Here is a 26908-nt window from a genome sequence, read left to right on the forward strand (position 1 = left end):
CGCACCCGCCGGCCGGCGGGACCGCGAAGGTTGAGGCTCTCCATGGGTCTACTTGGCACGTCCGTTCCCACCCCCCACGACCAGGTCCTGCGCGTCGACACTGTCGCCGACCTGGCCGACCTCACCCCCGCCGCGCTGACGGCCCGCACGCTGGTACGGGTCGCCGGCTACCACACCCCCGGCGACGGCGGCGGCATGCTGCTGCGCTGGGACCCCACCAGCACCGCCGCCGGCAACGGCGGCACCGTGCACGACCCGTACCCGGGCGGGCGCGGCGACCGGCGCGGCCGGTGGTCGGCCGTGCACGACGGGGTCGGCGACTTCCGGATGTTCGGGATCTTCGGCCGGGACACCCCCGCCGACGCCGCGCTGGACGCGATGGTCGCCGACCCGGCGATCCATCGGATCGAGGCCCACACCGACCTGCGCTTCGTCAAGCGGCACACCTTCGGCCGAAGCGACATCGAGCTGGACTTCGGCGGGCACACGGTGCACACCGACGGCATCGAGCGCAACACCCACGACAACCCGTTCGGCGCGGTGCTCTACTTCCGGGGTGCGGTGACCGACACGACGATCACCCACACCCTCACCGAGACCGTGCCCGAGCTGACCGACGTGTTCCCGGTGCCCGACTCGGGGCGCTTCACCGTCGGCCAGTGGTGGACCGCCACCAGCAATGCCCTCACCGGCGCCGACGAGCGCGAACTGCAGAAGATGGTCCAGGTAACCCAGATCGTCGACGGCACCCACATCCGGGTGGGCTACCTCAACGGCTGGGCGCTGGAGCCCGGACGCACGATCACCTGGCGGCGGGTCGAGCCGGTCCAGCGCGCCCACGTGCGCAACATGGTCTTCCTCGGCCACGTCGCCTTCACCGGCGAGTACCCCGGGTCCGGGCCGGACGACCGCGAGTACAGCGGCTCCCACCCGGTCGCCTACGAGTACGCGGTGCGCTGCGACGTCTCCGGCATCGACGCCACCGGCACCTGGTGGCCGGTGATCATGCGCCGCTGGTGCACCCACTTCACCACCGCCGACTGCACCCTGAAGAACCCGCCGACCGTGATGTACGGCGGTGCCGGCTACCTCACCCAGCAGATCTACTGCCTGTACGGGCACGTCGTGGACTGCCGCAGCTCCAACGCCCGGCACCTCAACGACCTCACCGCCTCGGCGTACTGCACCGTGGAGAACTGCCACGGCGACGGCGACGACGCCGGGGGCAACCCGTTCACCACCCACGGCCAGTACGAGCACGACCTCGTCTTCACCGGCAACTCCGGCCTGATGGACATCGCCAACAGCGGTGGCCAGTGGGGCATCAGCGCCAAGCGGATCACCGTCCGCCGGCACGTCTGCTCCTGGTTCGTCGCCGGCACCAAGATCACCGACCTGACCCTGGAGGACGTGCGGGTCGTCGCCCGCTCCACCTTCGACCCGGCCGGCACGCTCCAGGTCAACGCCGACGGCACGCAGCTGCGCGGCTGCTCGGCGCGGACGCTGAGCATCGCCCAGCGCTCGACCCGTTCCCGCCGGCCCACGGTCGTCGCCGACTGCGACTTCGACCAGCCCGCCGGCACGGTGATCGTGCAGACCCCGGTGAGCAACCCGGTGCACTTCGTCCGAACCACCTTCCGCGGCCTGGACGGCGCGATCATGCGCGGCGCTGGCCCCGTCCACTTCACCGACTGCACGCTGACCGGGGCGCCGGGCGCGGCGCCGCTGCTGATCGGCGCGGCCGAGGTGGTGGTACGCGGCGGCACCCTGACCGACACCGGCATCGAGCTGTCGGCCGTCCGCGACCAGCGCCTCGTCGTCGACGGCGGCGCGGTGGTCACCGGCAGCAACGCCCGCCGGGCGCTGCTGACCCGGGCCGCCGGCACCGGCGCGGTCCGGATCGAGCTGGGCGACTACCGCAGCGCGGCGGCCGACGCGGAGACCGCGCACGTGCGCATCGACACCGGCGTCAACCGGTACCGCGCCGTCGGCGCCCGCTTCTCCGGCGGGCGGCTGGCGCTCGCCGACGCGGCCTTCGGCGCCGCCTCCACCCTGCTGCACACCGGGTGCGTCGAGGAGGGGGTCGCCCGCGAACTGCCCGCCGACTCCGCCCGCGTCGCCACCGGCGACAACCTCACCCTCTGATCGCCTCGGCCCCTGCAAGAGGAGACACCCCCATGGACCGTTCCGAACCGACCTCCCGCCGCACCCTGCTGCGCGCCACCGGGGTCGGCGGGCTCGCCCTCGCCGGCGCCGCCCTCACCCTCGCCCCCGCCACCGCCGCGTCCGCCGCCCCCGAGCCCGACAGCACGGCGAACCCCCTGGCCCCCGGCCTCGACGCGGTCCTGCACGTCGGCACCGTCGCCGCCCTGCTCGCCCTGAATCCCGGCACCCTGCAGGACGGGCGGGTCGTGCACGTCGACGGGCACTACGCCGCCGGCGACGGCGGCGCCCGTTTCGTCCGCTGGAACGCGGCCAGCACCGCTGCGGGCAACGGCGGCACCGTGCTCGACCCGCACGGCGACCGGCCCGGGCCCGGCCGCTGGCTCCAGCTGCACGACGGCGTCGTCGAGTTCCGGCACTTCGGCGTCTTCGACGCCAAGACCCCCGCCGACGCCGCGCTGGACGCCATGGTGAACGACCCGTCGGTGCACCGCATCGAGGCCCACTCCGACCTGCGCTTCGTCAAGCGGCACCGGTTCACCCGCAGCGACCTCGTGCTCGACTTCGGCGGGCACACCATGTCCACCGACGGGATCGAGGACGCCGGCCGCGACGACCCGTTCGCCGCCGTGCTGTTCTTCCGTGGCAAGGTCACCGACGAGGTGCGCACCCACACCCTGACCGAGACGGTCCGGGAGGGCTGGGACTCCTTCCAGGTCGCCGACTCCGGTGCGTTCGCCGTCGGCCAGTGGTACGCCGTCGAGGTCAACCAGCTCGCCGGCCGCTGGGAGAAGGAGCTGCAGAAGCTCGTCCAGGTCACCCAGATCGTCGACGGCACCCACATCCGGGTCAACTACAAGAACGGCTGGGAGCTGGCCCCCGGGCGCACCCTCACCTGGACCCGGGTCGAGCCGGTCAGCCGGGTGCACGTACGCGACCTGGTGTTCACCGGCAACGGCGCCGACCAGTACACCGGCTCCCACCCGATCGCCTACGAGTACGCCGTGCACTGCGACGTCGCCGACGTCGACGCCACCGGCACGTTCTGGCCGGTGATCATGCGCCGCTGGTGCACGTACTTCCACACCACCCGGTGCACCCTGAAGAACCCCACCTCGGTCACCTGGGGCGGCGCGGGCTACCTGACCCAGCAGATCTACTGCCTGTACGGGCACGTCGAGGACTGCCGCACCTCCAACGCCCGGCACCTCAACGACTGGACCGCCTCGGCGTACTGCTACGTCACCAACTGTCACGGCGACGGCGACGACCAGGGTCCGTTCGTCACCCACGGCCAGTACGAGCACGACCTCGTCTACACCGGCAACTCCGGGCTGATGACCTTCGCCAACTCCGGAGCGGCCTGGGGCTCGGCGGCCAAGCGGATCACCGTGCGCAAGCACGTCTGCTCCTGGTTCGTGGCCCGGGTGAAGGTCACCGACCTGACCCTGGAGGACGTGCAGGTCATCCGCAAGACCGGACTGGCCGGCTCCGGGATGATGTGGGTCAACGCCGACGGCGTGCAACTGCGCGGCTGCTCCGCCGACGACACGCTGATCATCTCCCAGCAGTCCACCCGGTCGCAGCGGCCGAACGTCATCGAGGGCTGCTCCTTCACCCTCGCCACGGCCGGCACCGACGTGGTGCAGGCCAGCGTCACCACCCCGGTGCACCTGGTCCGCACCACCCTCCGGGGGGTCAACGGCCACACCTTCAGCGGCACCGGGCGGCTGCACCTGACCGACGTGACGTTCGTCGGCGCCCCCGACGCCGCGCCGGTCACCGTGAAGTCCGCCGACCTGCGCCTCTCCGGCGGCACGTTCACCGACACCGGCATCCGCCTCGCCGGCGCCGCCGACCAGCGGATCAGCGTCGGATCCGGGGCGGTGTTCAGCGGGACGAACGCGGCGAAGGCGCTGCTGTCCCGCGCCGCGGCCACCGGCGTCGTGCGGTGGGAACTGGGCGGCTACCGCAGCAGCACCGTCGACGCCGGCACCGCCCACGTCAGCGTCGACGCCGGCACCAACCGGTACTCCGCCGTCGGGGCGCAGTTCACCGGCGGGAAGCTGCGGCTGGCCGACGCCGGCTTCGGCGAGGGGTCGCACCTGCACCACACCGGGTGCGTCGAGGAGGGCGTGGCCCGGGAACTGCCCGCCGCCTCGCCCCGGGTGCGCGACGCCGGAAACCTGACGGTCTGAGCGCGGCGACGACGAGCGAGAGAGAAAGCGAGGAACAGGTGGAACAGCAGGACCGGCCGGTGCGGGTGGCGCTGGTGGGCGCCGGGAACCGGGGACAGACGTACGCCCGGTGGGTGGCCGCCAACCCCGCACGCGCGCGGCTCGTCGCGGTCGCCGACCCGCGCCCCCACCAGCGGGGGCTGATCACCGCCGCCCACCCCGGCGCGGCGGCGTACGCCGACTGGCGGGACCTGCTGGCGGCGGACGCGCCGGCCGACGCGGTCGTCGTGGCCACCCAGGACCGGATGCACGTGGAGCCGGCCGTCGCGTTCGCCAAGGCGGGCCGGCACCTGCTGGTGGAGAAACCGCTCGCGCCGACGGCGGACCAGTGCCGGGAGATCGTCGACGCGGTCCGCGCCACCGGGGTGCTGTTCGCCGTCTGCCACGTGCTGCGCTACACCCCCTACACCGACCTGGTGAAGCGGGTGGTGGACAGCGGGGTGCTGGGCGAGATCGTCAGCGTCCAGCACCTCGAACCGGTCGGCTGGTGGCACTACGCCCACTCCTACGTGCGCGGCCCGTGGCGGCGGGAGGACCTGGCCACCCCGATGCTGCTGGCCAAGTCCAGCCACGACCTGGACTGGCTCGGCTACGTCACCGGCCGGCGCATCGAACGCGTCGCCAGCTTCGGCGGACTGCGCCACTTCCGACCCGACCAGGCCCCGGCCCGCGCCGCGCAGCGGTGCCTGGACTGCCCGGTCGAGCCGGACTGCCCGTACTCGGCGCCGAAGCTGTACCTGCCGGTGCTGCGCGAGCACGGGCCGATCTGGCCGGTCAGCGTGGTCACCGACGGCACCGACGAGGCCGCGCTGGTCGAGGCGCTGCGCACCGGCCCGTACGGACGCTGCGTCTACGCCGGCGACAACGACGTCGTCGACCACCAGGTCGTGGCGATGGAGCTGACCGGCGGGGTCACCGCCACCTTCACCATGGCCGCCTTCACCGAACAGACCCACCGCCAGACCCAACTGTTCGGCACCCACGGCTCGCTCTCCGGCGACGGCGAACGGGTCCGGGTGCACGACTTCCGCACCGACCAGATCGAGGTCCTCGACGCCGGCACGGTCGGCGGGTCCACCGCCGCCGACGACCACGGCGGCGGCGACACCGGGCTGATGGACGCCTTCGTGCGCGCCGTCGCCACCGGCGACGGCGGGCACATCCGGTCCGGACTGGACGAGACCCTCGCCAGCCACCTCGCGGTCTTCGCCGCCGAGGCGGCCCGGCACACCGGCACGGTCGTCACCGTGCCCGCGCAGTGAACCATTCAGAGAGGAACGGACAGATGCGAGTTCGTAGGTTCGCGCCGGTCGCGGTCGCCGCGCTGGCGGCCGGGCTGCTCACCGCGTGCGGCGGCGGGTCCGACGCCGGCGGCGACAAGCAGAACGTCACCATGTGGATCTACCCGGTGATCCCCGACGAGGCCACCCACCGGGGCTTCTGGGACAAGCAGGTCGCCGCGTTCGAGGCCGACCACCCGAACGTCGACGTGAAGGTCGAGATCTTCCCGTGGGCCAAGCGGGAGGAGTCACTGACCACCGCGATCGCCGGCGGCAAGGGCCCCGACGTGGTCTACCTGATCCCCGACCAGCTCGGGAAGTTCGGCAAGATGATCGAGCCGGTCGACGAGTACCTGCCGGCCGACGCGAAGGCCGACTACCTGGACAACCTCCGCGAGGCGGTCACCCAGGACGGCAAGATGCTCGGCGCGCCCATCCTGACCAGTGCCAACCCGCTGATGTGCAACGCGAAGGTGTTCGCCGCCGCCGGCGTCACCGATTACCCGAAGACCTGGGCGGACCTGCTCGCCCTCGCGCCGACGTTCAAGGCCAAGGGCTTCGACGTGACCAACTACTACGCCGACCCGAACGCCACCCTGAACCAGTCCTTCTACCCCCTGCTGTGGCAGGCCGGCGGGGACGTGTTCGGCGCCGACGGCAAGTCGGTGGCGTTCGACGGCCCCGAGGGCGTCAAGGCGCTGACCTTCCTCAAGCAGCTCGTCGACGGCGGCTACGTGGAGAAGGACCTGCTCACCAACATCCCCGCCTTCGAGCAGACCAACGTCGCCAAGAACAAGGTGGCCTGCACCTGGCAGCACGTCCCGGCCGACGTCGAGACGTTCTGGGGCAAGGAGAACATCAAGATCTTCCCGCCGCTGACCGACGTCAAGAGCGTCGGCTACGGCGCGGTGGGCAGCCTGTCGATGCTCAAGGGCAGCAAGGCCAAGAAGGCCGCCGGCGAGTGGATCACCTTCGCCACCCAGCCGTCCGTGGCCACCGCGTACGACACGGCGGGCGGCTACTTCTCCACGAAGAAGTCCGCCGGCTCGCTCTACGCCCAGGACCCGGTCAACGGCGAGCTGGAGAAGACCCTGCCGAGCATGACCGTCGGCTCGCTGAACGAGAAGAGCCGCGAGGTGATGGGCGTGCTCGGCCCCGAGATCCAGGCCGCGCTGATCGGCAAGAAGACCCCCGAGCAGGCCCTCGCCGACGCGGCCAAGGCCGCCGACGCGCTGCTCTGACCCACACCGGCCCGCCGTCGCCGCGTCGCGACGGCGGGCCGGGCACCACTCGACCGGCCACGTCGGCCGGTCCGTACCCGCGAAGAGGATGGCGAGATGGCCGTACCTGCTCAGCTGCCGGCCCGCAGGGCCCGGCGGGTGATCGCCCGGCGCGAGGCACGATGGGGTCTGCTCTTCGTCCTCCCCGCGTTCCTGCTGTTCCTGGCGTTCCGCTTCGGCCCGGCCATCGCCGGGCTGGTGCTCGGCTTCATGGAGTACACGATCGGCGGCAACGCCGAATGGACCGGGCTGGACAACGCCCGCCACCTGGTCGACGACCCGGTGTTCTGGCAGTCGCTGCGGGTCACCGTCGTCTACACCCTGCTGTACGTGCCGCTGACCGTGGCCGTGTCGGTCGGGCTGGCACTGCTGGTCCGGCGCGGCTTCCGCGGCGTCGGCTTCTTCCGGTCGGTGTTCTTCCTGCCCGTGGTCACCAGCCTGGTCCTGGTCGCCACCGTCTTCTCCTGGGTGTTCTCCTCCGACGGCCCGTGGTCGCGGATCATGGGCTGGCTCGGCCTGCCCGACGACTCGTGGCTGGCCTCCAGCGCGCTGGTGGTGCCGGCGCTGGCGCTGGTCGGCGTGTGGTCACACTTCGGGTACGGCATGCTGATCGTGCTGGCCCGGCTCCAGGACCTGCCCAGAGAGCAGGAGGAGGCGGCGCTCACCGACGGCGCCGGCCCGTGGCAGCGGTTCCGCTGGATCGTGCTGCCCCAGCTCAAGCCGGTCCTGTTCTTCCTGCTGGTGATCGAGACCACCGCCTCCTTCCAGGTCTTCGACCTCGTGTACGCGATGACCGGCGGCGGCCCGGCCCGCGCCAGCTACACCCTCGTCATGGCCCTGTACGACCAGGGCTTCAAGTACTTCGACCTCGGCTACGCCAGCGCGATCGGGGTGGCCCTGTTCGTGATGACCCTGGTCGTCGCCCTGGTGCAGCGGCTGGCCCTCGGGAGGAACAAGTGACCGCCACGAGCACCGCCCCCACGCCCGCGCCCACCACGCCACCCCCGCCGGCGAAGCGGCGGCGTCGGTCGTACCGGGCGTTGCAGCCCGGACCGGCCGGCACCGCGCTGCGGTACGTGCTGCTCGCCGTCGCCAGCGTGGTCACCCTGTTCCCGTTCTACGCGATGGTCGTGTTGAGCCTGAAGCCGATCGCTGCCGTCGAGTTCCCCGGCAGCCTGCTGCCCTGGCCGATCGACCTCGACGCGTACGCCACCGTGCTCGACTCGCGGGACATCCTGCGGTGGCTGCTGAACACCACGATCTACTCGGTGGTCAGCGTCGTCGCGGTGCTCCTGCTCGCCGCGATGGCCGGGTACGCGTTCGCGAAGAAGCGCTTTCCCGGCCGGGAGACGATGTTCTGGTCGTTCCTGGCGATGGTGATGGTGCCCTACCACGTCACCCTCATCCCGACCTTCATCCTGATCGCGAAGGTCGGCGGGGTGGACACCTACTGGGGGCTGATCCTGCCGACGCTCGCGAACGCGCAGGCGGTCTTCCTCATGCGGCAGTTCATCCAGGGCCTGCCGGACGAACTGTTCGAGGCGGCGCGCATCGACGGCGCGTCGGAGTGGCGGATGTTCGTGCGGATCGTGCTGCCGCTGTGCAAGCCGATCCTGGCCACCCTCGGCGTGTTCGTCTTCCTGTGGCACTGGAACGACCTGCTCTGGCCGCTGATCATCGGGCAGAGCGGGGACATGCGCACGCTCACCGTCGGCATCGCCTCCCTCCAGCAGGAGAACGTGCCGCTCAACGTCATGCTCGCCGGCTCGGTCGTCGCGTTCGTGCCGATCTTCGCCGCCTACCTCGTCGGCCAGCGGTACTTCACCGAGGGCGTCACGATGTCCGGAATCAAGGGATGAGTAGACCAGTGTTCAACAGTGAGTCCGAGTTGGAGGACCGGCTGGCCCGGCCGTCGGCGGCGCTCGTCGCCGACCTGGCCGGCGACTCCGGCGACCTGGTGGTGCTCGGCGCCGGGGGCAAGATGGGCCCGTCGCTGTGCCGGCTGGCCCGCCGGGGGCTCGACGCCGCCGGCCGCACCGGCGACCGGGTGTACGCGGTGTCGCGCTGGTCGGACCGGGCGGCGGCCGACGCGCTGGCCGCCGACGGGGTGGAGCCGGTGTCGTTCGACCTGCTGGGCGACAGCGACCTGGGCGGCCTGCCCGACGCCCGCGACGTGATCTTCATGGTGGGCGCGAAGTTCGGCACCGCCACCGCCCCCTACCTGGCCTGGATGGTGAACGCGGTGCTGCCCGCCGCGGTGGCCCGCCGCTACTCGGCCGCCCGGATCGCCGCGTTCTCCACCGGCAACGTCTACCCGATGGTGCCGGTGACCTCGGGCGGCTGCGTGGAGACCGACCCGACCGGCCCGGTCGGCGACTACGCGATGAGTTGCCTCGGCCGGGAGCAGGTCTTCGCGCACGCCGCCGCGACCCGGGGCACCCCGGTCGCGGTGCTGCGGCTCAACTACGCCGTCGACCTGCGCTACGGGGTGCTCGCCGACATCGGGCAGGCGGTGCTGGCCGGCGACCCGGTCGACGTCACCACCGGCCACGTCAACGCGGTCTGGCAGGGCTACGCCAACGAGGTCGCCCTGCGGGCGCTGCGGCACGCCTCCGCCGACGTGTGCACCCTGAACCTGACCGGCCCGGAGACCGCGCCGGTGCGCCGGATCGCCGCCCGGTTCGGCGCGCGCCTGGGCAAGCCGGTGACGTACGCCGGCACCGAGGCGCCCACGGCGCTGCTCAACGACGCCACCCGCTGCCACGCGCTGTTCGGCTACCCGGACGTCCCGCTGGGCACCCTGATCGACTGGCAGGCCGACTGGCTGGCCGCCGGGCTGCCCACCTCCGGCAAGCCCACCAAGTTCGCCGTCCGCGACGGGAGGTTCTGACCGTGTCCCTGGAACTGCTGCGCGAAGGCACCGTCATCCCGGCGCACCCGCTGGCGCTGACCGCCGACCGTCGCCTCGACGAGCGACGGCAGCGAGCGCTGACCCGCTACTACCTGGCCGCCGGGGCGGGCGGACTCGCCGTCGGCGTGCACACCACCCAGTTCGCCGTCCGGGAGGCCGGGCTGCTGCGGCCGGTGCTCGCCATGGCCGCGGAGACGGTCGACGCCGAGGCCGGCCGGCCGGTGGTGAAGGTCGCCGGGGCGTGCGGACCCACCGTCCAGGCCGTCGCCGAGGCCGAACTGGCGGCCGGGCTGGGCTACCACGCCGTGCTGCTGTCCCCCGTCGTGCCGGGCGCCGACGAGGCGTACCTGCTCCAGCGGGCGCGCGCGGTCGGCGAGGTGCTGCCGGTGATCGGCTTCTACCTCCAGCCGGCCATCGGCGGCCCGCGCCTGTCCCCGGCGTTCTGGCGGGCGTTCGCCGACCTGCCGTCGGTGGTCGCGGTGAAGCTGGCCCCGTTCGACAGGTACCGCACGCTGGAGGCGGTGCGCGGGATCGCCGCCGCCGACCGGGGCGCGGAGGTGGCCCTGTACACCGGCAACGACGACCACATCCTCGGCGACCTGCTCGGCGAGTTCGCCGGCCGCCGGTTCGTCGGCGGGTTGCTCGGCCAGTGGGCGGTGTGGACCCGGGCGGCGGTGGCGATGTTCGACCGGGTGCGGGCGGCCCGCTCGGGCGACGCGGCGGCGCTGGCGGAGCTGACCGTCCGCGCGGCGGCGCTCACGGACGCGAACGCGGCGGTGTTCGACGCGGCGAACGACTTCGACGGCTGCATCGCCGGGGTCCACGAGGTGCTGCGCCGGCAGGGGCTGCTCGACGGGGTCTGGTGCCTCGACCCGGCCGAGGGGCTGTCGCCCGGCCAGGCCGAGGAGCTGACCCGGGTGACCACCGCCTACCCGTGGCTGACGGACGACGACTTCGTCGCGGAGCGTCGCGATGACTGGCTCCGGTGAGCCCTCCGGGGCGGCCGGCAGGCCAGAGGCGCCGGACGGCCGGCCCGTGACCACGCTCCCCGGCGGGCACCGCCCGGTCACCGTGGTGTCCGTACCGGCCACCCTGCGCGCCCAGTTCTTCCCGGACCGGGTCGGCGACCGGCTGACCGCCGTCACCGACGCCACGCTGGTCGACGATCACGCGGCACTCACCCGCACCGACCTGGCGCCGCTGCTGGCCCGGGCCGAGGTGCTGGTGACCTCCTGGAGCGTTCCTCGGCTCGACGCGGCCCTGCTGGACCGCTCCCCCGCGCTCCGGCTGATCGCGCACACCGGCGCGTCGGTCAAGCCGTTCGTGACCCCCGAGGTGTTCGCCCGCGGCATCACGGTCACCCAGGCGGGGCAGGGCATGGCCCGGTCGGTGGCCGAGGTCGCGCTCGCGTTCACCCTGGCCCTGCTGCACCAGACGCCCCGCTTCGACCACGCGCTGCGCGGCGGCACGAGCTGGAGCCGGGCGGAACAGGCGCCACCCCGGCACGAGATCCTCGGCTGCCCGGTCGGCGTCGTCGGCGCGTCCCGCACCGGGCGGGCGTACCTGGAGCTGGTCCGGGCCCTGGGGGCGGAGGTCAGCGTGTACGACCCGACCCTGACCGCGGCGGACGTCGCGGCGCTCGGCGCCCGGCTGGTCGGCCTGGACGAGTTGCTCGCCGGCAGCCGGATCGTCGCGCTGCACGCGCCGACCCTGCCGGAGACCCGACACCTGCTCGGTGCCCGCGAGCTGGCGCTGCTGCCCGACGGCGCCGGTCTGGTCAACACCGCCCGGTCCTGGCTGGTCGACGAGGCGGCGCTCGTCGCGGAGCTGTCCCGCGGCCGGATCGACGCCGCGCTGGACGTCTTCGACGAGGAGCCGCTGCCCACCGGCCACCCGCTGCGGGCGCTGCCCAACGTGCTGCTCACCCCGCACCAGGCCGCCGGGACGGTGCAGGGTCGCCGCCGGCAGGGCGAGATCGTCGTCGACGAGATCATCCGGCATGTGACCGGTCTGCCCCTCGCCCACGCGGTGACGCCCGAGATGCTGGCCCGCACGGGCTGACCCGCCGTCCCCCACCCGACCCGTACGCGCTGGACCCGGGCCCGCCCGCGGCCCTGCCGTCGCCAGAAAGGACATCATGAAGTTCATGCGAATCGGCCCGGTCGGCGCCGAGCGGCCGGTGCTGTTCGACGGTGCCAACCACTTCGACCTGAGCGGGATCACCGCCGACATCGACGCGGCGTTCCTCGCCGCGGACCCCGTCGGGCGCGTCCGAGCGGCTGGGCCGCTGCCGCTGCTCGACGTGACCGGGGAGCGGATCGGCGCCCCGATCGCCCGGCCCGGGGCGGTGCTCTGCATCGGGCAGAACTACAGCGCGCACGCCGCCGAGTCCGGAGTCGCCCCGCCCGACGAGCCGATCCTGTTCCACAAGTCACCGAACACCGTGGTGGGCCCGTACGACCAAGTGCTGGTTCCGCGTGGCTCGACGAGGACCGACTGGGAGGTGGAACTGGCCGTGGTGATCGGAAGACGCGCCCGCTACCTGGACTCCCCGGCTGAGGCGCTGGCCCACGTGGCGGGGTACGCGGTCACCAACGACGTGTCCGAACGGGACTACCAGTTCGCGGACCCCGGCGGCCAGTGGTCCAAGGGCAAGTCGTGCGAGACCTTCAACCCGCTCGGCCCGTGGCTGGTCACGCCGGACGAGGTGGGCGACCCGCAGGCGCTGCGGCTGCGTTCGTGGGTCAACGGCGAGCCTCGGCAGGACTCCCGCACCGTCGACATGATCTTCGACGTGGCGTACCTGATCTGGCACCTGTCCCAGTTCACCGTGCTGGAACCGGGCGACGTCCTCAACACCGGCACCCCGCAGGGGGTGGCGCTGTCCGGCCGGTTCCCCTACCTGGCGGCCGGCGACGTGATGGAGACGGAGATCGACGGGCTCGGCCGGCAGCGCAACGTGCTCGCGCCCGCGTGACCGCCCCCGTCGAGTACCGTTCGGCCACGCCGGCGGACGTACCGTCGCTCTACGCCACGTGGGCCGAGGCGTTCACGGACGCGCACGTGACCCGGCTCTACGCCCACGACCGCGACCGCTTCCGACGCACGTTCGTCGCGGTGGAGGCCGGAGCGGTCGTCGCCGCCGTCTACTACCTGCCCCGCCGGGTACGCAACGCCGCCGGCGGCGCCGACCTGGTCGGCGGGATCGCCAACGTCGCCACCCGGGTCCAGGCACGCGGGCGGGGTCACATCCGCCGCCTGCTCGACCTGGCCATCGCGGCGATGGCGGCGGACGGCTGCGCCTGGTCGTTGCTGTTCACCGGCACACCGGGCGTCTACCTGAGCAGCGGCTACCGCACGTTCACCCTGCGCCACCCGAGCGGTCGACCGGCGGCGGGCGTCCCCCTGCCACCGGACTGGACCGTGCGGGCACAGTCCCCGGTGGACTGGGCGGAACTCGCCCCGGTGCACGAGTCGTTCAACGCCCACCGGCCGCTGAGCACCGTGCGGGACGCCGACGACTGGCGGCTCCGGGTGCCCGTCTGGTACGCCCCACCCACCGAGATGCTGGTGGCCCGGCACCGCGGCCGGACGGCGGGTTACCTGGCCGCGCAGTGGTCTCCCGGGCGCGTCCGAGTGGTCGAGGCCGCTGCCTGGCCTGACCGGCCGGAGGCCCTGCGCGCCCTGTTCAGCGCCGTCGCCCGCACCGCCGCCGAACGCGGCGTAGGGCACTGTGTGGCCCGGCTGCCGGCCGACCCGGCGATCGAGGCGGCACTACCGTGTCTCCTGGCCGATCCGGTGACCGAGGCCGACACCACCGGCATGGTCCGGCCGATCCACGCGGCGCCCGATCACCTGGCCGCGATCACCGGCGCGCCCGGGGCCTTCCACTGGCCGGCCGACTACCTGTGAACACCGGACGAGCCGCACCCCGTCGGCGACGGTGACATGGGGCAGCCCACGCCACGTACGGCACACCAGGGAGGTTCGATGGTCGTCGCGGAACAGGTCACCCCGGCGGTCGCGGGACACGGCGAAGGGCCGGTGTGGTGCCCCGACGACCAGCGGCTGCGCTGGGTCGACATGCTGGTCGGGGACATCCTGGCGCTGGACCCGGTCACCGGGGCGGTCAGCCGCCGGCACGTCGCCCCGGTGGTCGCGGCCCTGCGCCCGCGATCCGGCGGTGGCCTCGTCGCCGCCGTCGAGCGGGGCTTCGCGCTGCTCGGGGACGACTCGGTGGAGTTGCTGCCCGAGCTCTGGTCGGACCCGTCGATCCGGATGAACGACGGCGGATGTGACCCGCTCGGGCGCTTCTACTGCGGCTCGATGGCGTACGACGCCGCGCCGGGTCGGGCCGCGCTGTACCGGCTCAGCCCGAGCGGTGCCGTCGAGACGGTGCTCACCGGGCTCACCGTTTCCAACGGCCTGGCCTGGACCCGGGACGGCGGGACCGCCTGGTATGTCGACTCGGCCACCCACCGGATGGACGCCTTCGCCTTCGACCTGGCCACCGGCGAGCTGCACGGCCGACGGCCGATGGTCGCGGTGCCGCCCGACGCGGGCACGCCGGACGGGCTCTGCCTCGACGTCGAGGGCGGTGTCTGGGTCGCCCTGTGGGATGGGGGCGTCGTCCACCGGTACGCCCCGGACGGCCGCCTCACCGCCGTCGTGGAGCTGCCGGTTCGGCGCCCCACCGCGTGCGCGTTCGGCGGCCCCGACCACGCTGACCTCTACATCACCACCTCCCGCCAGGGCCTGTCGGCCGACGACCGTTCCCCGGCGGGGGCACTGTTCCGGATCCGACCCGAGGTGCCGGGGTTCCCCGAGCACACCTTCGCGGGCTGACAGCGGCGCCGAGCCCCGATCGCGCGCCACGTCTCGCGGTACAGGTGACCACCCGCCGCTGATCGCCAGGGGGCGCTCGTCGGCGACCAGCGCGTCACGGTCGCCGGCAAGGAACGGGTGTGGTTCAGCGTCGGCCCGTCTCTGCTCCGATCGCCGACAGCATGACGTCACGAGCCGGCACGGGTGAGTCCTCGGTGATGCGGGTGAGCCCGGCGAGCCCGACTCCGAGCATGAGGATCCGCCAGGCGGCCGTTCGCGCCTGCGCGGCCTCGGAGTCCCCGGCCAGGACCGAGGCGAGGACGTCGGTCAGCCGGGAGAGCGTCTCGACGTAGCTCCTCGCGACGAGGGGACGCTGCTGCGCGTGTGCGCCCGCCTCGGCCCACCGCGCCAGCGCGTGCCCGTCCCCGTCGGTGCTCACGAGGTCGGCGAAGAAGAGCACGAGCGCGTCGTACGCGTCGAGGCCGTCGACGTCGCGCTCGTACTCGTCGATCTGCTGCGCGGCGTAGTGCCGCCAGGCCTCGGCGGCGAGTTCGTCGGTTGACGCGAAGTGGTGATGGATCTGGCCCGGTGACCCGCCAAGTTCGTCCGCCACGATTCTCGCCGTCACCGCACTCAGGCCGTCGCGCTCGACCACGGCGGCCGCCGCCTCGACGATCGAGCGGCGCCGCTCCGCACGCGCCAGGTACGCCATCATCGCCTCCCTCGTACGGTTCTCGGAGTGCTCGACACCGAGCGTAGGAACGCGACGGTACGCATCCGCAGCCCCTCCCTGCGCGCCCGGATGATTTCGTCAACCGGTGGGTCGAGCGGTCCGAGGACGGGCGCGCTGTGCACCTTCGTGGCGCAGTCGAGGTCGGTGCACACGAGGATGCCGAGCGTGCTCAGCCGCTGGCGCTTGTCCGCGGAGGGGCGCGGCGCGGAGAAGAGGGCGACCTCGTTGAAGCGCCGCATGAAGTGGCACAGCGAGCACATGACCGCTCGCCCGCCGAGTTCGGCCCGGCTCGGACTCTGGCGGAGCAGGGCGCCCGACGCCGTGCCGTCGATGTCGGTGACCAGGTAGGCCCGCAATGGCGCTCGGGGATCTCGCCACCCGAGGTAGTCGAGCTTGCCCCACGCGACCTCGTCGAACCAGGCCGGCAGACGCACCTTGCTCTCGACCGCGTCCAGGTTCGCGATCGCACCGCGCACCTCGTCCCGGCTCATGACCCGCACGACGTCACCTCCCAGTAAATCTGTACATGCTTACAACTTGTAACTCGATACAAGTTCCCTGTCCACTCGATTTCCGGTGCGATCCGCCGTCCGAACTCCTTCGCCAGCAGCCGGAGCGCCCGCCTCATCGACCCCCCGCGCCGAGTCCCCGTCCACCTGCCGCGTCCCCGAGCACCACCGAGGTCGCAGGGCGTCGCGAGCCCAGTCGTCAGACGCCGGCGAAGCCTGGCCTGGCGTCGCGAGCCCAGTCGCCAGAGGTCGGCGAAGCCTGGCCTGCGGAACGGTCAGCGCCGCCGCAACGCGTAGAGCGCCGCGCTGGCGGCGAAGAGCGCCCCGCTGATCGCCAGCCAGCGGACCAGCAGCGGTCGCGGGGCCAGGCCGGTCGCCGCCGTGTATGTCTCGTCGCCGAGACCGAGGATGCCGGGAAGGTAGACGAGTAGCAGCAGCCCGGCAGCAAGCGCGGGCACCCGCACGTGGTTCAGCGCCGACGGTGTGCCTCGGTGCCCCGGGGCGGCGCGCAGCCCCCGGTCGATCAACGCGTAGACCGGGAACAGGAGCAGGTCGTGGGCGATGACCGCGCCGAGGAACCAGAGCAGCATCCCGCCTGCGGCCGGTTCCCCGGACAGCCGCAACGCGATCCAGCCCGTCACTGCGAAACAGCCGAGCAGGAGCAGCAGGTGCCAGGGCGCGGCGCCGTAGCCGCGCCGGAACTCAACCATCGGCACGTTCCTCGAAGGTGATCTCCCGGACCCACTTGGTGCAGTGCACGCCGGGCAGTGCCGGCACGATGATCCGCGCCGGGTAGCCGTGGTCGAGGGACAGGTCGACGCCGTTGACCCGCAGGGCGAGCAACGATTCCGGGTCGCGGACCTGGTTGGGCTGCAACCGGGTCTGACGGAACAGGCCGCTCCGTTCCAGCGATCGGACCCGTGCCGGGGCGGACTCGGGCACGCCGACCAGGGCGGCGAGGTCGCGCAGCCGCACCCCGGTCCAGGTCTGCGCCGTCGACCAGCCCTCGACGCAGGCGATCGGCAGGTCCGCGGTGTGCTGGGCCATCGCGAGCAGGCCGACACGGTCCAACTCCACGGTGCGGCCGCCGCCCCGCACGCTGAGCCGCCAGTTCGCCCCGGTGTCGACGGGCTGGATGCCGGCTGCGGCAGCGCTGCGGTTCACCGGGAAGCCGTTCGGCCCGTCGCCGTGCCGCCGCCCCCGAGGCAGCAGCAGCGCGGTGCGGCGCGGCACGCCGTCCAGGCTCTGCCCGACGGTCAGCGCCGCGAGCAGCAGCGCGCCGCCCCCGGTCAGGGCCAGGACTCCGCGTCGGCTCATCGTCGCCGCACCGGGGCGCCGGGCAACCAGACCGTCCGGGTCCGCCGGCTCCGGTCGGGTCCCGGCCGGCGGGGTACGCGCGAAGCCCGGACCGCGCAGCGCGGAGACCATCCGGGGCAACTTGATCGCCACGTGCGTGACCAGGGCGGCGGTGAAGACCCAGGCGCCGTACCAGTGCGCGGTGTAGAAGTCGAACCCGAACAGGTAGGCGTACTGGATGTCGAGCAGGCCGGTGGCCATCTCGAAGAGGATCCCGCCGACCAGCAGCAACAGCGACAGTCGCTCCAACGCCTGAGCCGTCGATCGAGCCGGCGGCCAGTCGAACAGCTTCGGCACCACCGACCAGAGTTTGGCCAGCACCACCGGCACCAGCACGATGCCGAGTGTCACGTGCAGGCCCTGGGTGACCCGGAACAGCCAGGCCGGGCGGGTCGGCCAGTCGAAGACGGGCGGGTGCAGCCAGCCCACGTCGCGGGGAAAGGCCTGGCCGAGGCGGGGACCGTAGGCGATCCAGTCCAACAGCCCGGTGATGATCACCAGCGGTAGCGCGGCAAGCAGGACGGCACCGAACACCGAGGTCAGCCACGGGCCGCGTACCGGGCTGCGCCAGGCGCCGGCGGCCGCCTCGGCACCCGGTGGGCGGTGCCGGTCCAGCGCCCGCCACAGCCGCGCCGGGTAGGCGTACCCCTGGCTGTCTGTTGTCCCGGCGGACGGCCGGGGTGGCACGGCGGAGGGCTCGGGCCGGCCGGACGCCCGCGTCGGCCCGCCAGGGTCGGGCCCCGGAGGCGGGTCTGGCGGCGGGTCGGCGGGCACGTTTCTCCTGGCGGCGAGTCGTCGAGCCCGGCGCGGCGGGCCCTCGTGCAGCACGCTAACCGGCAGCACCACCCGCCGGCGGGCTTTGCCGCATTACCGAAGCTCACCGCCGGTCCGCATCACCGAGGGCCCTTACGGAAGGCTGACGTCCGACCGGAACCGGCCCGCGGGGCCACCGGTCTGACCTAGCGTGACGGGAATGCGCGTACTCGTCACCGGCGCCGCCGGATTCATCGGATCGCAGGTCGCGGACCTGCTCGTCGCCGAGGGGCACCACGTGGTGTGCCTGGATGCGCTGCTGCCGCAGGCACACGGGGGCGCCCTTCCCGAATGGTCCCGCCGGCACGACCCGGTGGTCGGCGACATCCGGGACCCGGGGCTGCTCGACGACCTGCTGAGCGGCGTCGACGCCGTCTGTCACCAGGCGGCGATGGTCGGACACGGGCTGGACCCGTCGGACGCCCCCGACTACGTCAGCCACAACGACTACGGCACGGCGGTGCTGCTCGCCGCGATGCACCGGGCCGGTGTGTCCCGCCTGGTGCTGGCCAGCTCGATGGTGGTGTACGGCGAGGGGCGCTACGTGTGCGCCCGGCACGGCGTCGTCCGGCCCGCCCTGCGGCGCCCGACCGACCTGGCCGCCGGCCGGTACGACCCCACCTGCCCGGAGTGCACCGGCACCCTCACCCCGGCACTCGTGCCCGAGGATGCCCCGCTGGAGCCGCACAGCACGTACGCGGCCAGCAAGCTGGCGCAGGAGCACCTCGCCGCCGCCTGGGGTCGGCAGACCGGGGGCGGGGTGTGGGCGTTGCGTTACCACAACGTCTACGGTCCCCGGATGCCCCGCGACACCCCGTACGCCGGGGTCGCGTCGATCTTCCGGTCGGCGCTGGCGGACGGCCGGCCGCCGCGCGTCTACGAGGACGGCCGGCAGCGGCGCGACTTCGTGCACGTCACCGACGTGGCGCGGGCGAACCTGCTGGCCCTGACCGCGCCGACCCCGGACGGCCTGGTGCCGGTGAACGTCTGCTCCGGCGAGCCGCACACCGTCGGCGACCTGGCCGCCACCCTGGCCTCGGCGATGGGTGGGCCGGCGCCGGTGGTGGTCGGCGGGGCCCGGGCCGCGGACGTGCGGCACGTGGTGGCCGACCCCGCTCGCGCACGCGAACTGCTCGGCTATGCCGCCCGGGTCGGTTTCGTCGACGGGGTGACTGCCTTCGCCACCGACCCGCTGCGCGAGCCCGCCGCCGTGGCGGTCTGACCACACCACCGCACCCGCCGCCCGCTGGCCCGCCCGGCGACCCCGCCGGCGACCGCCCCGGCCGTCCCGGGTCGCGGCCCCACCCGCCCCCGGCGAGGTCGGCGTTCGGTCAGGAGACGGTGAACAGCAGGTGGTTCACGGCGAGGGCGGTCAGCGCCTGCCCCGCCAGCCACCAACGCCGGGCCGGCGCGGGCAGGTGCGCGACGGCGACCAGCAGCCAGACCGCGAACGGCAGCCAGATCCGCTCCACCTCGGCCTTGCTCATCCCGGACAGGTCGGCGGCGGCCACCGCCAGCGCGGCGGCGGCCGGCAGCAGCATGGTCGGTTCGCGGGCCCGCCACGCGAGTGCGACGAGCCGGTGGTGCCGCACGAGGCCGCGCACCGCCGAACCACCCGGTTCCGGGCCGCTGGCCAACGGGACCGACGGACCACTTCCGACCCGTGTCACCGCCCCTCGGCCCGCCCGAGCCGCGAGCAGTGCGCGGCGCAGCGCCGGCCCGGCCACCGGTCCGGCGGCGAGCAGCAGGGCCGCCAGGTTCGCCCAGACCCAGTAGCCGTACGGGCGGTCGGCCGCCCAGCCCTGGTAGTAGCGCTCCACCACCAGGTCGTACCCCCGCCACCACTGAAAGCCGGCGACGGTGAACACCACCACCACCGCGGCCACCCCGGCCGCACCGGCGAACATCGCGCCGCGCCGGCGCGCCGGCCGCAACGCCAGCACCGCGAGGGCCAGTGGCGCAACCAGCACGAAGCCATACGACAGGTACAGCGCGAAGCCGAGCAGCAGCCCGCCGGCCAGCGCGATCGCGGGCCCGCGTACCGCCAGCAGGGCCAAACCGGCGGCGACCACACCGGTGAAGACACCGTCGGCGGAGGCGCCCACCCAGACCGCCCCCGGCAGCAGCACCAGGAACGGCAGCACCGCCCGACCCGCCTCGCCCGCGCCCAGCGCCCGCAGCGTGACCGGCACGGACACCGCCACGGTCGCCCCGACCAGGACGCAGGCCAACGCCGCCGCCGTCCCGCCGCCAAGGCCGATCCGGTCCAGCCCGACGAAGAGCAGCAGGGCTCCCGGCGGATGGCCGGCCGTGTGGGTGGACCACGAGTCCGGTTGGAAGTCGAGGATCCGGTCGGTGAAACCGACCAGCATCCGCCCGACATCGGTGACCCGCGGCACCTCGTGCAGGTACTCCGCCTGCGGAGTGAGCCGCCGGGCGAGCCCGGCCGACCAGCCGTCCACCAGCGCCAGGGCGAGCGTCCAGGCCACCGCCGCCAGGTAGCCGGCGAACAGCAGCGGGCCCCACCGGGCCGCTCGGGCCCACCGCAGCCCCGGCCCGAGCACGGCCGCGGCCACCAGCAGCGCGACTGGGGTGCCCCAGCCCAGGTGCGGCCGCCAGGTGGCGTAGAGCGGCGCGGCCTCGGCGTGCAGGTCCACACCCCGATGGTTCAGCACCGCGCCGATCACCACGGCCGTGGCCAGCAGCGCCGCCTCGACGCCCAGCACGACCAGGTCGCCCCCGTCGCGCGCCGGGACGCGGTCGGAAACGGGCGAGCGGGAAAGTGTGGCACCGGGTCTCATGTCGACCGGACGGTACGGTCTGCCCCGCCCCCTGTCAGCCGAGTCGTCGGTACGTCACCGGATGGTAAGAAGTGCCTGTTCGGTAGGCGTTCCGTAAGGCCGAACGCGGAACGGGTGGCCCCGCGCGGACTTAGCGTCGGGGGTATGCCGACACCGATCGACGTGGTGCTGCCGTGCCTGGACGAGGCCGCCGCGCTGCCCGCCGTGCTGACCGCGCTGCCGCCCGGATACCGGGCGATCGTGGTGGACAACGGGTCTCGAGACGCCTCGGCCGAGGTGGCCGCCCGGCACGGCGCCCGGGTGGTCCATGAGCGCCGTCGGGGGTACGGCGCGGCCGTGCACGCCGGGATCGAGGCCGCCGAGACCGAACTGGTGTGCGTCCTGGACGCCGACGGCTCGTTCTCCCCTCGGGAGCTGCCCGCCCTGGTCGCCCCGGTCGCCGGGGGGAGCGCCGACCTGGCCGTCGGCCGTCGCCGGCCGGTCCGTGTCGGGGTCTGGCCCTGGCACGCCCGGGCCGGAACGGCGCTGGTCGCCGCGCTGCTGCGGCACCGGGGGGTGCCGCTGCGTGACCTCAGCCCGATGCGGGTGGCCCGTCGGGAGGCGTTGCTCGGTCTCGGCGTCACCGACCGGGCCTTCGGCTACCCGCTGGAGCTGCTGATCCGGGCCGCCGCCGCGGGCTGGCGCATCCACGAACTCGACGTCGCGTACGCCCCGCGTGCCACAGGCACCCGCTCCAAGGTCTCCGGCTCGTTCCGCGGCACCCTGCGTGCCACCCGGGACTTCGCGGCCGTGCTGCGCACCGTGGAGCGCCCCCGGTGACCGTGCTGCTGGTGGTCGCCAAGGCCCCCGTGCCGGGCAGGGTCAAGACCCGGCTCTGCCCACCGGCGACCCCGGTCCAGGCCGCCCAGCTGGCCGCCGCCGCGCTGCGCGACACCCTGGACGCCGTGCGGGACACTCCCGGGGTGACGCCGGTGCTGGCGTTGGCCGGGCGCCTCGCCGACGCCGAGGACGCCGCCGACCTGACCGCCGCCGTCGCCGGTTGGCCGGTCCTGCCGCAGCGGGGCGTGGATTTCGCGGCCCGACTCGCGAACGCCCACGGCGACGTCGCCGACGCCTTCCCCGGCCGTCGGGTGCTTCAGATCGGGATGGACACCCCGCAGCTGACGCCGGCGCGGCTGTCCGCCGCCGTACGCCGGCTGGCGGACGCCGAGGCGGTGCTGGGACGGGCCGCCGACGGCGGCTGGTGGGGGCTGGGGCTGCGCGACCCGCGGCAGGCGGTGGCGCTGCGCGGGGTGCCGATGTCGACTCCGCGCACCGGCCGGTCGACGTGGTCCGCGCTGACCGGGCGAGGGCTGCGCACGATGCCGCTGCCGGTGCTGCGGGACGTGGACGACTGGTCGGACGCGCGGGCGGTGGCCGTGGCGACCCCGGGTGGCCGCTTCGCCCGCCAGGTCGCGGCGGTGCGCCGCGCCATGGTGGTGCGGGCGTGACCGGGGACGGTTTCGCCGCCGCCCTGCGCGACCGGGGCGACAACGCGCACTGGCTGGTGCCCGCCGACGGACTGCGCCGCCGCCTGCCGGTGCACCGGTGGCACCGGCCCGCCGGGACGGCAGAGGCGGCGGTGGTCACCCGCTGCACCGGTCCCACCCTCGACCTGGGTTGCGGCCCGGGCCGGGTGACCCTGGCCCTGACAGTGGCCGGGCTGACCACCCTCGGGGTGGACGTGTCGGCCCGGGCGGTGGCGCTGACCCGGGCCCGGGGCGCGGTCGCCGTGCGGGCCGACCTGTTCGGCCCGTTGCCGGCGGAGGGACGCTGGGCACACGCGGTCCTGCTGGACGGGAACATCGGCATCGGGGGCGACCCGATCGCGCTGCTGCGCCGGTGCCGGGCGTTGCTGCGGCCGGCGGGAACAGTGCTGGTCGAGCTGGAGCCGCCCGGCTCCGGCGCCTGGCAGGGACAGGTCCACGTGGCATCCGGCCGGCACCGGGGCCCGACCTTCCGCTGGGCATGGCTCGACACGTGCGCGGTGGCGGGCACGGCGGGGGCGGCCGGGTTGGCGGTCGGCGAGGTCTTCCGCTCCGGCCGCCGCTGGTTCGCCGAGCTGACCCGCTCGGAGCGTCCGGGCCCGCACCGACGCGCGCCCGTCGTGGCACTGCCACAGTTGTGATCTTCGTCAGTAGTTGGCGCGACGTGATGCGTTGCCGGGACGGGGACGAAGCGCGGTGCCGTGCCCCGGGGACGCGGATGTAGAGGTCAGGCCGCCCGTGATGACGAAGCGGCCGTCTACTGTCCGCTGCCGCCTGAGCCGCTGCGCAACCGGACCTCGGCGCCATTCTGTTCGTAGCTCTGCTGCGACACCTGGACGAGCACCGCGTCGCGGTGAAAGTCCGGCAATGTGATGGCGCCGCAGCTGACCATGGTGGCGCGCAGTTTCGCAACCGTACGGGCAATGTTGGGGTAGAGGCTGCCGGCATACGGCACATAGCCGTCGACGCCTTCCTCGAACGGCAGCTCGGTCTCGCCCTGGTCGTAGCGGGCGACGTTCCGGGCCCGTTGGGAGCCCTCACCCCAGTATTCCTTGAACAGCTGCCCGTCGAGATTGACGAGGTTGGAGGGGCTTTCGTCGAATCGGGCGAAGTAACGCCCGAGCATGATGAAGTCGGCGCCGAGGGCGAGGGCGATCGCCATGTGGTAGTCGGCGAGGAGACCGCCGTCGCAGCAGATCGGCACGTAGATGCCGGTTTCGTCCGCGTAGCGGTCGCGTTCGGCCACCACGTCGATGAGTGCGGAAGCCTGCCCGCGGCCGATGCCTTTCTGGTCGCGGGTGATGCAGATCGACCCGCCGCCGATACCGACCTTGACGAACGCGGCACCGGCATCGGCGAGATAGCGGAACCCGCGGCCGTCGACGACGTTCCCCGCGCCGACCGGGACAGCGCCGTTCAACTCACCAACGGCGTACTGCAACGTCTTCTGCTGCCAGACCGAGTGGCCGTCGGAGGAGTCGATGCACAGCACGTCCGCGCCGGCCTCGACGAGGGCGGGGATCCGGTCGCGGTAGTCGCGGGTGTTGATCCCGGCGCCGACCCGGAACCGCTTGTCGTCGTCGATAGACTCGCTGCGGAACTGTTTGTGCAGCTCGTAGTCGCGGCGCAGCACAATCGAGGCGAGGCGACCGTCGGCGGTGACGATCGGCAGCAGGTCGAGGCGGTGGTCCCAGATGAGGGTGTTCGCGTCGGACAGCGAGATCGTCGGTGGCGCGGTGACCAGACCGTCGGCCGGGCGCATCCGGGACTCGACCGTGCCGTTGAGGTCGTGACGCTGGGGATGGAAGTCGGCGGTGGAGATCAGGCCGATGAACAGGCCACTCGAGGTGCCGTCGTCGGTGACGACCGCGACGTCCCGTTCGGCGGCCTTGAGCAGGCGGCTGACCTCGCCGAGCGTCGCGGATGGCTTCGTGTTGATGTCGGAGTGCCGGAAGCCCGCCTTGTGGCGCTTGACCGCGCTGACCGACTCGGCCTGCGCCTCGACGGTCTGGTTCTGGTGGATGAAGCTCAGCCCGCCGGTCTGCGCGAGCGAGATGGCGAGGCGGGGCGAGGAGACCGCTTGCATGATCGCGCTGACGAGCGGTACGGCGATGCGCAGTGGCGAGGACCCGCCGACCGGGTGCCGCACGATGGGCGTGGAGAGGTCGACGTTGTCCGGGGTGCAGTCCTCGGTGGTGAGGTTCGGCACGAGTAGGTACTCGTTGAGGGTGCGGGAGACCTCGGGGAGGATCACGACCACGCGCTGCTCCTAAACACTCCGCCGCGGCGGGCTGGCTGGAATGCAGACACACGCTACCAGCGCCGCAGCAGCCACTGCGGTCGGTCCCATGGCCCGGCAGGTCGGCGCCGCAGGTGAGGCCGGACCTGCCGGGACACAACCCGCCTCTCGCGGCTTCGCCGATGAGCGGTCGGTGCGCAATGGCTGTGGGGCGCTTCAGGGGTTGCCGCGTACGGATGTCGATCAGGCAGGGGTGCAGCGGTCGCGCAGGGTTGCGACACCGTCGCCTTCGAGTTCGTCGCAGTACGTGGTACGCCCAGTCATCGCCATGGTCAGTGCCAGGGTGGTGCCGGACACGAGTGGCCCGGAGCCGGTGGTGAAGGGGCCGTCGTTCGCGACGAGTCGCAGGCCGCGGATGCGGCCTTTGGCCAGGACCACCTGGTCGGAGCCCTGGTAGTACCGGGCGACCTGCGTGATGGTCTCGATCGGGTAGGGCCGGCGGATGTCCAGGGGGCGCCGGATGTCCTCCCCGTGCACGATCGTTTCGCCGAGCATCGCCATGGTCGGCAGCGGCGGTTTGGTCCTGCTCATGACGATGCCGCGGAACCTTTCCAGTGTCTCGGCGGCAGTTGCGCCCAACTGCTCGTTCAGCCGCATGGTCACCTGCTTGTCGAAGTCGAATCTGCATCGGATGACCCCTGCCAGCCATTGCCAGGAGTTCAGGCTTGCCCCTGCGATGAGGTGAGCGAGCACCTCTCGTACCGCCAACCCGGTGCACAACGACGGCGTCGCGAACTGCTGATCAGTCAGGCCCGCGAGGTCGGCCGCCAGTGCCGCGCGTTCTGCGTGGATCCGAGACCAGGTGTCGCTTCCACGATCGATGCGGGCTCCTGCTTCCTTCTCGGTCATGTCGAGGTCTCCTGTCGTGGTCGAGTGTCGGTTCATCAGGGCGAGATGACGCCGGTCCAGCGGTAACTGGCTCCGGTGGTGAGGGTCTGCCGGAGTGGAGACCGCCGCTGCGGGGCAGAATCGTCGCTCGTGAGCAAAGATCCTTCTGGGTTGGCTGGAGACTCGGCTGCGGTGCGCGACGAGCATGCCGATCTTGGCCGGGCGCGCGAGGGTGACGACGAGGCCTTCACCCGCTTGGTCCAGCCACTGCGCCGGGAGTTGCACGCCCACTGCTACCGCATGCTCGGCTCAACCCATGACGCCGATGATGCGGTGCAGGAAACCCTGCTGCGGGCATGGCGAGGACTCGCGCGATTCGAGGAACGCAGCTCTCTGCGCTCGTGGCTCTACACCATCGCAACCCGGGTCTGTCTGAATATCGTGGAGTCCCGTGGTAGGCGGCCGCTACCCGTCGACCTTGGTCCCTCCAGTGACCGTGCGGTGCTCGATGACCGGCCGCTGACGGAGTTCGCCTGGCTGGGCCCCTACCCTGACGCCGGCCTCGGCGACGGTCCATCAGCTCCCAGCGCAAGGTATGAACAGCGTGAAGCCGTCGAACTTGCCTTCGCCTCCGCGTTGCAACATCTACCGGGCAACCAGCGGGCGGCGCTGCTGCTCTTCGACGTCCTCGGCTTCTCTGCGGCCGAGATAGCCAACACGATGAACACCTCGACCACCTCGGTGAACTCGGCCCTCGCCCGCGCCCGCCGGGTGATCGCGGAGAAGGTCCCACCGCAGTCCCAGCAGCAGACCCTACGGAAGATCGACGACGCTCGCGTACGGCAGATCGTCGCCCGATTCTCCACCGCGTTCGAGCGCGGTGACGCCGATGCGCTCGTTGCCCTGCTCACCAGCGACGTCACGTGGTCGATGCCCCCGATGGCGCACTGGTACCGCGGGATCGAGGCGGTCACCGACTTCGCCGTTCGGGTCCCGCTGACCGGTTGCGGGAGTTGGCGGTATCGTCCGACGACTGCGAACGGTCAGCCTGCCGTCGGGTTCTACCTCGGCAACGACCAGGCGGGCCCGCACCTTGGTTGGTCGATCACCGTGTTGACCTTGAGGGATGAGCGCATCGCGGAGATCACGTCGTTCCTCGGCGCGGAGCACTTCCCGGCTTTCGCACTGCCGACGTCACTACCGTGATCCGGACAGCGGCCCAACGTACGTTGACCGACCGCACGCTCATGGCACCAAGGTGCTCGGCAACCCGCGCGTGGATCATCCCGGCGTTGGAGCGGAATTGGAGTACGTCCATGGCCTGGGGTAGCAGGATCGGCGGATCGCT

The 26908-nt window shown here is 72.9% G+C and carries 24 protein-coding genes; 17 read left to right on the forward strand and 7 right to left on the reverse strand.

Annotation, left to right across the window (positions count from 1 at the left end; genetic code table 11):
• Positions 1-42 precede the first annotated feature (42 nt).
• The 12 genes from ACZ6Q9_RS02520 to ACZ6Q9_RS02575 all read left to right on the forward strand — a co-directional run bounded on the left by ACZ6Q9_RS02520 (position 43) and on the right by ACZ6Q9_RS02575 (position 14716).
• Entirely contained in the window at positions 43-2145 is a 2103-nt protein-coding gene (locus tag ACZ6Q9_RS02520) for a hypothetical protein (protein WP_396826713.1), read from the forward strand.
• Positions 2146-2177: 32 nt separating this feature from the next.
• Positions 2178-4361, forward strand: a complete 2184-nt coding sequence (locus ACZ6Q9_RS02525; protein ID WP_396826711.1) for a hypothetical protein — start codon at positions 2178-2180, stop codon at positions 4359-4361.
• 38 nt (positions 4362-4399) lie between these two features.
• Entirely contained in the window at positions 4400-5662 is a 1263-nt protein-coding gene (locus tag ACZ6Q9_RS02530; RefSeq protein WP_396826709.1) for a Gfo/Idh/MocA family protein, read from the forward strand.
• 23 nt (positions 5663-5685) lie between these two features.
• Positions 5686-6921: an ABC transporter substrate-binding protein gene (locus ACZ6Q9_RS02535; protein ID WP_396826707.1), complete on the forward strand. Its 1236-nt coding sequence runs from the start codon at positions 5686-5688 to the stop codon at positions 6919-6921.
• Positions 6922-7017: 96 nt separating this feature from the next.
• Positions 7018-7920 (forward strand): carbohydrate ABC transporter permease, encoded by a 903-nt coding sequence (locus ACZ6Q9_RS02540; RefSeq protein ID WP_396826705.1) that lies wholly within the window; start codon positions 7018-7020, stop codon positions 7918-7920.
• Entirely contained in the window at positions 7917-8819 is a 903-nt protein-coding gene (locus ACZ6Q9_RS02545) for a carbohydrate ABC transporter permease (RefSeq protein WP_396826703.1), read from the forward strand. The genes ACZ6Q9_RS02540 and ACZ6Q9_RS02545 overlap by 4 nt, the downstream gene beginning before the upstream one ends.
• Positions 8816-9850, forward strand: coding sequence for an NAD-dependent epimerase/dehydratase family protein (locus ACZ6Q9_RS02550; protein ID WP_396826701.1), 1035 nt, complete (start codon positions 8816-8818; stop codon positions 9848-9850). Before ACZ6Q9_RS02545 ends, ACZ6Q9_RS02550 begins: the two co-directional genes overlap by 4 nt.
• Positions 9851-9852: 2 nt before the next feature.
• Positions 9853-10860, forward strand: a complete 1008-nt coding sequence (locus tag ACZ6Q9_RS02555) for a dihydrodipicolinate synthase family protein (RefSeq protein ID WP_393449222.1) — start codon at positions 9853-9855, stop codon at positions 10858-10860.
• The gene (locus ACZ6Q9_RS02560) at positions 10844-11932 is read left to right on the forward strand and encodes a hydroxyacid dehydrogenase (RefSeq protein WP_393449219.1); all 1089 of its coding nucleotides are present in this window, start codon (positions 10844-10846) and stop codon (positions 11930-11932) included. Before ACZ6Q9_RS02555 ends, ACZ6Q9_RS02560 begins: the two co-directional genes overlap by 17 nt.
• A 76-nt stretch (positions 11933-12008) precedes the next feature.
• Positions 12009-12848 (forward strand): fumarylacetoacetate hydrolase family protein, encoded by an 840-nt coding sequence (locus ACZ6Q9_RS02565; protein ID WP_393449216.1) that lies wholly within the window; start codon positions 12009-12011, stop codon positions 12846-12848.
• A complete protein-coding gene (locus ACZ6Q9_RS02570) occupies positions 12845-13783 on the forward strand; it encodes a GNAT family N-acetyltransferase (RefSeq protein WP_396826698.1) in 939 nt (312 codons plus the stop codon). Before ACZ6Q9_RS02565 ends, ACZ6Q9_RS02570 begins: the two co-directional genes overlap by 4 nt.
• 78 nt (positions 13784-13861) lie before the next feature.
• Positions 13862-14716 carry an SMP-30/gluconolactonase/LRE family protein gene (locus ACZ6Q9_RS02575; RefSeq protein WP_393449210.1) on the forward strand — a complete coding sequence of 285 codons (855 nt, stop codon included), beginning with the start codon at positions 13862-13864 and terminating at the stop codon, positions 14714-14716.
• A gap of 124 nt (positions 14717-14840) precedes the next feature.
• On the opposite strand, the gene ACZ6Q9_RS02580 is transcribed toward ACZ6Q9_RS02575, so the two are convergent.
• The 4 genes from ACZ6Q9_RS02580 to ACZ6Q9_RS02595 all read right to left on the reverse strand — a co-directional run bounded on the left by ACZ6Q9_RS02580 (position 14841) and on the right by ACZ6Q9_RS02595 (position 17980).
• A complete protein-coding gene (locus tag ACZ6Q9_RS02580; protein WP_393265837.1) occupies positions 14841-15407 on the reverse strand; it encodes a TetR family transcriptional regulator in 567 nt (188 codons plus the stop codon).
• Positions 15407-15919 (reverse strand): FBP domain-containing protein, encoded by a 513-nt coding sequence (locus ACZ6Q9_RS02585; RefSeq protein ID WP_393450201.1) that lies wholly within the window; start codon positions 15917-15919, stop codon positions 15407-15409. Before ACZ6Q9_RS02585 ends, ACZ6Q9_RS02580 begins: the two co-directional genes overlap by 1 nt.
• Before the next feature lie 293 nt (positions 15920-16212).
• A complete protein-coding gene (locus tag ACZ6Q9_RS02590; protein WP_393449207.1) occupies positions 16213-16647 on the reverse strand; it encodes a hypothetical protein in 435 nt (144 codons plus the stop codon).
• On the reverse strand, positions 16640-17980 hold the full coding sequence (locus tag ACZ6Q9_RS02595) for a molybdopterin-dependent oxidoreductase (RefSeq protein WP_393449204.1): 1341 nt from the start codon (positions 17978-17980) through the stop codon (positions 16640-16642). Before ACZ6Q9_RS02595 ends, ACZ6Q9_RS02590 begins: the two co-directional genes overlap by 8 nt.
• A 286-nt stretch (positions 17981-18266) precedes the next feature.
• On the opposite strand from ACZ6Q9_RS02595, the gene ACZ6Q9_RS02600 reads away from it, so the two are divergent.
• Complete coding sequence (locus ACZ6Q9_RS02600; RefSeq protein ID WP_393449201.1) at positions 18267-19328, forward strand: NAD-dependent epimerase/dehydratase family protein; 1062 nt, start codon at positions 18267-18269, stop codon at positions 19326-19328.
• Between the two features lie 109 nt (positions 19329-19437).
• Here ACZ6Q9_RS02600 and ACZ6Q9_RS02605 read toward each other — a convergent pair whose 3' ends face one another.
• Positions 19438-20907, reverse strand: a complete 1470-nt coding sequence (locus tag ACZ6Q9_RS02605; RefSeq protein ID WP_393449198.1) for a hypothetical protein — start codon at positions 20905-20907, stop codon at positions 19438-19440.
• A 144-nt stretch (positions 20908-21051) separates the two neighbouring features.
• Here ACZ6Q9_RS02605 and ACZ6Q9_RS02610 point away from each other — a divergent pair, with 144 nt between their 5' ends.
• Genes ACZ6Q9_RS02610 through ACZ6Q9_RS02620 form a run of 3 tightly spaced genes read left to right on the forward strand, consistent with a single transcriptional unit; the run spans position 21052 to position 23074 of the window.
• Complete coding sequence (locus tag ACZ6Q9_RS02610; protein ID WP_393265826.1) at positions 21052-21726, forward strand: glycosyltransferase family 2 protein; 675 nt, start codon at positions 21052-21054, stop codon at positions 21724-21726.
• Positions 21723-22397 carry a TIGR04282 family arsenosugar biosynthesis glycosyltransferase gene (locus ACZ6Q9_RS02615; RefSeq protein WP_393449195.1) on the forward strand — a complete coding sequence of 225 codons (675 nt, stop codon included), beginning with the start codon at positions 21723-21725 and terminating at the stop codon, positions 22395-22397. The genes ACZ6Q9_RS02610 and ACZ6Q9_RS02615 overlap by 4 nt, the downstream gene beginning before the upstream one ends.
• The gene (locus ACZ6Q9_RS02620; RefSeq protein WP_393265821.1) at positions 22394-23074 is read left to right on the forward strand and encodes a methyltransferase domain-containing protein; all 681 of its coding nucleotides are present in this window, start codon (positions 22394-22396) and stop codon (positions 23072-23074) included. Before ACZ6Q9_RS02615 ends, ACZ6Q9_RS02620 begins: the two co-directional genes overlap by 4 nt.
• Before the next feature lie 116 nt (positions 23075-23190).
• On the opposite strand, the gene ACZ6Q9_RS02625 is transcribed toward ACZ6Q9_RS02620, so the two are convergent.
• Positions 23191-24693, reverse strand: a complete 1503-nt coding sequence (locus ACZ6Q9_RS02625) for an IMP dehydrogenase (RefSeq protein WP_466021379.1) — start codon at positions 24691-24693, stop codon at positions 23191-23193.
• A gap of 222 nt (positions 24694-24915) precedes the next feature.
• A complete protein-coding gene (locus ACZ6Q9_RS02630) occupies positions 24916-25581 on the reverse strand; it encodes a maleylpyruvate isomerase family mycothiol-dependent enzyme (protein WP_396826694.1) in 666 nt (221 codons plus the stop codon).
• Between the two features lie 171 nt (positions 25582-25752).
• Between ACZ6Q9_RS02630 and ACZ6Q9_RS02635 the strand changes: the two genes are divergently transcribed.
• A complete protein-coding gene (locus ACZ6Q9_RS02635) occupies positions 25753-26766 on the forward strand; it encodes a sigma-70 family RNA polymerase sigma factor (protein WP_396826692.1) in 1014 nt (337 codons plus the stop codon).
• Positions 26767-26908 lie beyond the last annotated feature (142 nt).

It is taken from the genome of Micromonospora sp. NPDC049139, from assembly GCF_055586845.1.